This is a genomic window from Methylacidiphilum sp. Yel (assembly GCF_004421185.1).
Taxonomy (GTDB): Bacteria; Verrucomicrobiota; Verrucomicrobiia; order Methylacidiphilales; family Methylacidiphilaceae; genus Methylacidiphilum.
The window spans coordinates 1-5,488 of sequence record NZ_LXQB01000070.1 but is presented as its reverse complement, the minus strand read 5'-3'; the positions used below and the strand labels follow the sequence as shown (position 1 = coordinate 5,488).

The window sequence follows — 5,488 nt, the reverse complement described above, 5'->3', positions numbered from 1 at the left end:
ATTAGCCACAAATACAGGGGTACCAGCAGCAGCATTTAAGGTCCCCATGATGTAGGATGGATTCCCCGTGACATCCACGTTTAACACCGGATTACCACCAACTATATTTAAAGTGGCATTTTGACCAATATTAAACCCAGGCGCACTTCCTGGAACATTTGTTATGTTCGGTGCAGCTGAACCCCATAGTATGCCTGTAGGTGCAGATACTGTTAACGTTGCTGATCCTGGCACACCTGCATACGTTGGAGCTGCTCCTGATACCCATTGTCCATTTCCAGGTAATTGATTTGAAAACGGGATTGCCCAACCTTTTTGCCCCAGACTTAACCATAGCCCAGCCGCTAAAATTAAAAGCGCCTTGTAGAGTTTTCTTAAGAACTTTCTACTCACTTTAGTTTTCCTCCTTGAATTATTTTTAATTTTTTAGACTCGCTGGAGTGTTAGCTAGCTTTCTTTTCACTCTGTCAACCAAAAAATAATAAAAAAAATAAAATATTTGCTTATTCCTTCCCTCCTTTATATTGTCCGCATGTTCTCTATTCCTTTTCTAACCGTCAACAAAAAAAATCAAAAATTTTGTCTTAACACAAACAGAATAGCTGCTCTTCCTCCTGTAGCATAATTCCGCTGATCCACCGGTACATTGATAGACATTATCGGGAAAGCCGCATAGGCGCTAAGAGTCGTCCCATACCGGTGCACAACATCCAATCCTACCCCTACATCCCCCAAATACTGCCAAGCGGGTAAGGCCGCTCCCTCCGGTCCCGGCGCCACAAAGCTAAACCGGCTACCCCCAATCTCCGTATAGCCTGAAGCGTTGATCGTAAAGCCCCAGACTTTCCACGTCGGCGAATACAGCACGGTGCGACCAATAAATCCCGTATCTCCAAAAAGCACCGCAGGATACCATGCCGAAAGATTGCCCATCCCCCCCAAAATCCACATGTCCATAATGGGTAGCGTGTTCTCGGAAAGCTGCCCATAGCCTGAAACCATAAAACTCATCCCCTTAGGCAAACTTTGAACGTAATCCAAGTTAGCCTTAAAATAGCTAAAATAGGGGAAAGGCGCCCCAGGGGTAATAACCGTTTGGTCTAAGACCTGAAAACCTCCATGCGAAAAGGCATGAACATAATGAATGCCCGCATCCCACCGAGCGGGTCTACCAAAAACGTTAAAATTCTGGCTGAACGAACTACCGATCTGAAATTCATTGTAGTCTTGTGCGTAGAGGTGCTGGAAAATAAAATAATCCTGGAAATTAGTCAAAGACAGATACTCATCAAAGGTCCAACGGATCGATTCACTAGCATAAGCGATCTGCTGCCCATAAATCTGCCAGTAACGCAAATCCCCAGTACTTCCTGAAGCAAGGAGTGTAGCCAGGTCTGGAGTCATTCCAGGGATATTGAATAGCCCCAGGGCATTGGGCCCCTCCTGAAAATGCATCTGCCGGTAAGTCACTCCATAAAGCCCCAACGGAGAAGCCCAGGAAAGGCCAAAAGTGCCAGCATAATAAAGTCCTCCATTACTATAGGTATCAAAGCCGGTCAGCCCATAGGATAGATCCCCAGTAATCTGCAGCCCATAGCCCGGCCGATACCCAACGTAAAGATCGGTCAGGTAGCGAGAAACAAACCTCGTCCCATAATTTCCAAACATTACGGAGGTATCCCACGGCTTGGCTTCATCAAGAACATTAGGCGTAAAAGTTTGAACCGGCTGCGCTTCCACAAACATTTCACTTGTAGCAAAATCCTTACCCGGTTCAAAATTCACTTTAGGCTGCTCCTGTTGGCGGTTCGCATACTTCTCGGCATTGATGTTATCCCGGATCACATCGCTTGTCTGGACACTGCGCCGGTTTTTAAGGCCATAATAAAACAGGTCCAAGGGCTTAGGAGCATGGATGGTGGTGATCATTCCTTCAATGACTTCCAGTTCGATTTCTTTACCCATAGCCACACTGCGCACAGTCACTAGAAAATAGCCTTTTTGTTGGTAGAGCAGTTTCAACTTGTTCACCGCATCTTCTGGGCCAGTAGCTAATCGAAGCGCTTTTTGAATCGAACGTTTAGAAAGCACCGTATTGCCTGTTACAATGTAGGTATAGCCATTAGAAAGCACGATGATCGGCCGGGTTTTCTGCTGTTGGGATTTTATGGGCTTGATAGTTACATCTTCTTTTGGAAGGCTAAAAGGCGCAGCTTCAGCGGACTGAATCTCTTGAGAATCGACCCTGGAAGAAGTTTCTTTTTCTTGGTTGGAAGGCAAAGGGGGAAATCCCGTAGCCAAGTCGCTGTTTTCAGAAGAAGACTCTTTCTGGGCAATCGCGCTGAGGCATAAGCAATGCAAGCAGAAGACAAAAAGAAAAAAAAACACGCTACATTTCATAAAAAAATGGGAAAGAAAGAATAAAACAAAGCTACTAGCTCATACAACAATAAAAGAAGCTCCTCAAGCTTAGTTTTTTTAAATCTTTTGGTAATAGAAAAATAATACTATACTCCTATTAGCCTATGAAACCAATAACCGTTTTTTCTTTGTTTTTTTTTCTTCCTTTTTTTCTCTCTTCTTCTTTAGCTCTGAGCCAAAACCCTAAGACATCTCCAATCACTTCTTCCAACGCATCCCCAAGGAAAGAGCCCGCTCTTTCTTCTCGCTCTCTCTCCAAAGAGAATTTATCAAAGCTTCTGATTAACAGATCCAAGCATTTAATTGAAGAAAAAAACTACAAAGAAGTTTTTCCTCTATTACGAAAAGCTCAAAGCCTCGATCCTAAAAACGGACAAATCTACCGTCTTTTAGGCGAATGCTACACCCTCCAGAGAAACCGTAGGAAGGCCTTATTAGCTTACAAAAAAGCGGTAGCAGTCGATCCCACAGATCCAGACAACTGGATGGCTCTTGGTCTTGAAGAAGAACACTTGGCTAAGCACAAGGAAGCTCTTGAAGCTTTTAAAGAAGCGCTCCTGCTTAAGCCTACGCCGCAGGGTTGGTTGCACCTGGGAGTTGCTTACATGAATCTGGGACGGTTTAACGAAGCTTTGTATCCCTTGCAGAAAGCAGCGTTTCTAGATCATGGTCTTATTGAAGCCTGGCATAATCTTGGACTTTGCTATGAAAAACTGGGCAAAAAAGAGGCTGCTCATTTAGCTTTTAGTAAAGCCTATCTTTTAAACCCCACAAATACGATCCTCCAACAAAACCTTTCAAGGGTTACAGCAAAAGCCTCTGTTAGCCAAAAAAAACCTTAAAGAAAAAAATTGTTTTCTCTTGAAAATATCCTCCCTTGTATCATTATAATGGCTTACTCTAATGAAAAGCCTAACTTTCTGGACTTTTTTTCTTCTTTTTTTCCTTTGCTTAGGAGTAGGTCGCAGCTTTAATCAACCTCTCACTTCTGCCACTGACGACCAACTTTTGGCGATAGTCAATGGGGTGGAAATAAGGAAGTCTTATGTTCTTAATGAACTCAAAAAGGTAGGGGTCCTAAAGCCAGATAGCCAGGCGATCCAGAATGCCCTAGCAACGATTGTCCAGCAGGAATTGCTCTATCAAGAAGCCCGCAGGCTTGAACTTGAAAAAACCTACGAAGTCCAAAAAGCCCAGGATGAGCTAAACCGCAAAGTACTCACCGAACTGGTGGTCCAAAAAAAGGTCCAATCAAGGACTCCTACCGAAAGCGAACTCAAAGAGCGTTACCTCCAACTCCTGAAAACACTCCCCAAAGTCGAATATAAAATCAGGCATATTGTGCTGCCGACTCGCAGGAAAGCTTTTGAAATAATGGAAAGGCTGCGGAAAGGAGAAAACTTTTCTTTGGTTGCCTGCGAATCTCTTGAAAAACAAACGGCCGACAGGGGTGGGGAACTAGGTTGGCAGAATAGCTTAACGCTTGTGCTCTCGGCCTTATCTTTAGTCGAAAAGCTCAAGCCTGGAGAAGTCGGTGGACCGATTCTTTCTTCTTTAGGCTGGGAAGTCATCCAGCTCTTAGCCATTCGACCTTTCCGAGTGCCGACTTTCGAGGAGGTTAAACCCCAGCTCATCCAACAGATCCAACAGGAAGACCTTAAGCGTTATGTCCAGGAACTTGTTGCTGCGGGCAACGTTCAGATTTTCCCCCTTTCTGTCTCCACCACTTCGCAATAGGCTAAAAGAAAACGTGTGAAAACTTTTTTTTATTTGCTGATTAGCTTCTTATCTTTATTCTTTGCCATAAGCTGTGCGCATCAAGAAGCCATCCGAGTCAAGAAATTGACTCAAACCACCTATTCCCCCACCCGTTATGTGGAAGTAATGTATCATCCTCCAAAGCGAAAATACCTGAAGATAGCCGAGCTGGATACCCGCAGTGCAGAAGGCACGCCAAAGACCCAATTGATCAGTGTCTTAGTCATGAAGGCAAGAGAATTAGGCGCCGAAGCGCTGATAGTCGAAGATAATTCAACAACCATTGGCTATCCTTTTGTGATGAATAATACCGGAGGGATGTACGACACGGTGCCCACAAGAATCGTTCCAGCTTTTCATGCCACAGCGATCCGCTATATTGAACAATGAAGCCATAGAAAAAAAGAAGCTGTGTAACCGACGCTATTTAGTCTCTTTTTGTGTTTTTAGATTTTAACTGAGATACCATGTTTTTTAGAATCAATAGGCTTTGCTTTGTATAGAGCTTGGTTAGTTGCTTAAAAATACACTTCGGGAATGCATCATCCACCATGCGTTGACTCTGCTTTTCACTGGGAAAAGAGTAAAGGACATTGTAGAGATTCTCTACAAGCTTTTCGTATTGATCCACAAAACCAAAGAGTTCATTCAAGGAAAAACTCTCCCTAGAAAGCTTCCCAATCTTTTCCTTGGCTTCCTCTTCCTGCCTCCCATACGCCAAACCCGCAAAAGCTTCCCATACCGTATACAAAAAACTAAACCCACCCAGCTGATCCCTCAGCCGCTCTTCCGAATAACACGCATGCCTTAGAGCCGGATCCAAAAATTCTTGCTGCATCCTCTCCACAACCCCAGGCTCCCTCCTTAAGCCCAACCTTCGGGCTACCCGTTCTAACTCCTCCCCCGGTTGACTCATCAACTGGTCATAACTAACCACGACTTTCAAAAACGGGGCATACTCCCCCCATGGCAAAAGATAATGGGATAACCATAAACATAACGATTTTGCCCGCGAAAACCCATTCCTCCTAAACAACGATTCAGCTACCGATAAAGGATCCCGCAGAGAAAGTACATAACAAGGACTAACCCCAAGCTCCCGAAATACCCCATGCCAAAATTCCAAAAGCCGAATCATCCTCGGATCTTTCATCCCAAAATTACCCCCACAGCTCAACTTCCCTCTGAACCTCTCTATAGCCCTCTCCCTAAGCCGTCTGACCTCCGGTTGGAATCCATCCACCTGGGGATACTGACAACTATCCCAACGCAGCCCACAGGCCTTAAGTAATAACTCGTTTATCTCTAG

The 5,488-nt window shown here is 44.5% G+C and carries 4 protein-coding genes and 2 pseudogenes; 3 read left to right on the top strand and 3 right to left on the bottom strand.

The window, feature by feature from the left end:
* Positions 1-393 (bottom strand): annotated as a pseudogene (locus A7Q09_RS09340) (hypothetical protein); the annotation flags it as partial.
* 177 nt (positions 394-570) lie between these two features.
* Complete coding sequence (locus A7Q09_RS09335; RefSeq protein ID WP_134391187.1) at positions 571-2,301, bottom strand: hypothetical protein; 1,731 nt, start codon at positions 2,299-2,301, stop codon at positions 571-573.
* 224 nt (positions 2,302-2,525) lie between these two features.
* On the opposite strand from A7Q09_RS09335, the gene A7Q09_RS09330 reads away from it, so the two are divergent.
* From A7Q09_RS09330 to A7Q09_RS09320, 3 genes are all read left to right on the top strand, one after another.
* Entirely contained in the window at positions 2,526-3,263 is a 738-nt protein-coding gene (locus tag A7Q09_RS09330; RefSeq protein ID WP_134391186.1) for a tetratricopeptide repeat protein, read from the top strand.
* A gap of 61 nt (positions 3,264-3,324) precedes the next feature.
* Positions 3,325-4,158, top strand: coding sequence for a peptidyl-prolyl cis-trans isomerase (locus A7Q09_RS09325; RefSeq protein ID WP_134391185.1), 834 nt, complete (start codon positions 3,325-3,327; stop codon positions 4,156-4,158).
* 15 nt (positions 4,159-4,173) lie between these two features.
* Positions 4,174-4,569, top strand: a complete 396-nt coding sequence (locus A7Q09_RS09320; protein ID WP_134391184.1) for a hypothetical protein — start codon at positions 4,174-4,176, stop codon at positions 4,567-4,569.
* Positions 4,570-4,606: 37 nt separating this feature from the next.
* Here A7Q09_RS09320 and A7Q09_RS10565 read toward each other — a convergent pair.
* Positions 4,607-5,488: pseudogene (locus tag A7Q09_RS10565) on the bottom strand (hypothetical protein); the annotation flags it as partial.

Excerpts from the sequence above, each read along its gene's own strand:
- A7Q09_RS09330 (WP_134391186.1), top strand. The coding sequence starts at position 2,526 with ATGAAACCAATAACCGTTTTTTCTTTGTTTTTTTTTCTTCCTTTTTTT.
- A7Q09_RS09325 (WP_134391185.1), top strand. The coding sequence starts at position 3,325 with ATGAAAAGCCTAACTTTCTGGACTTTTTTTCTTCTTTTTTTCCTTTGC.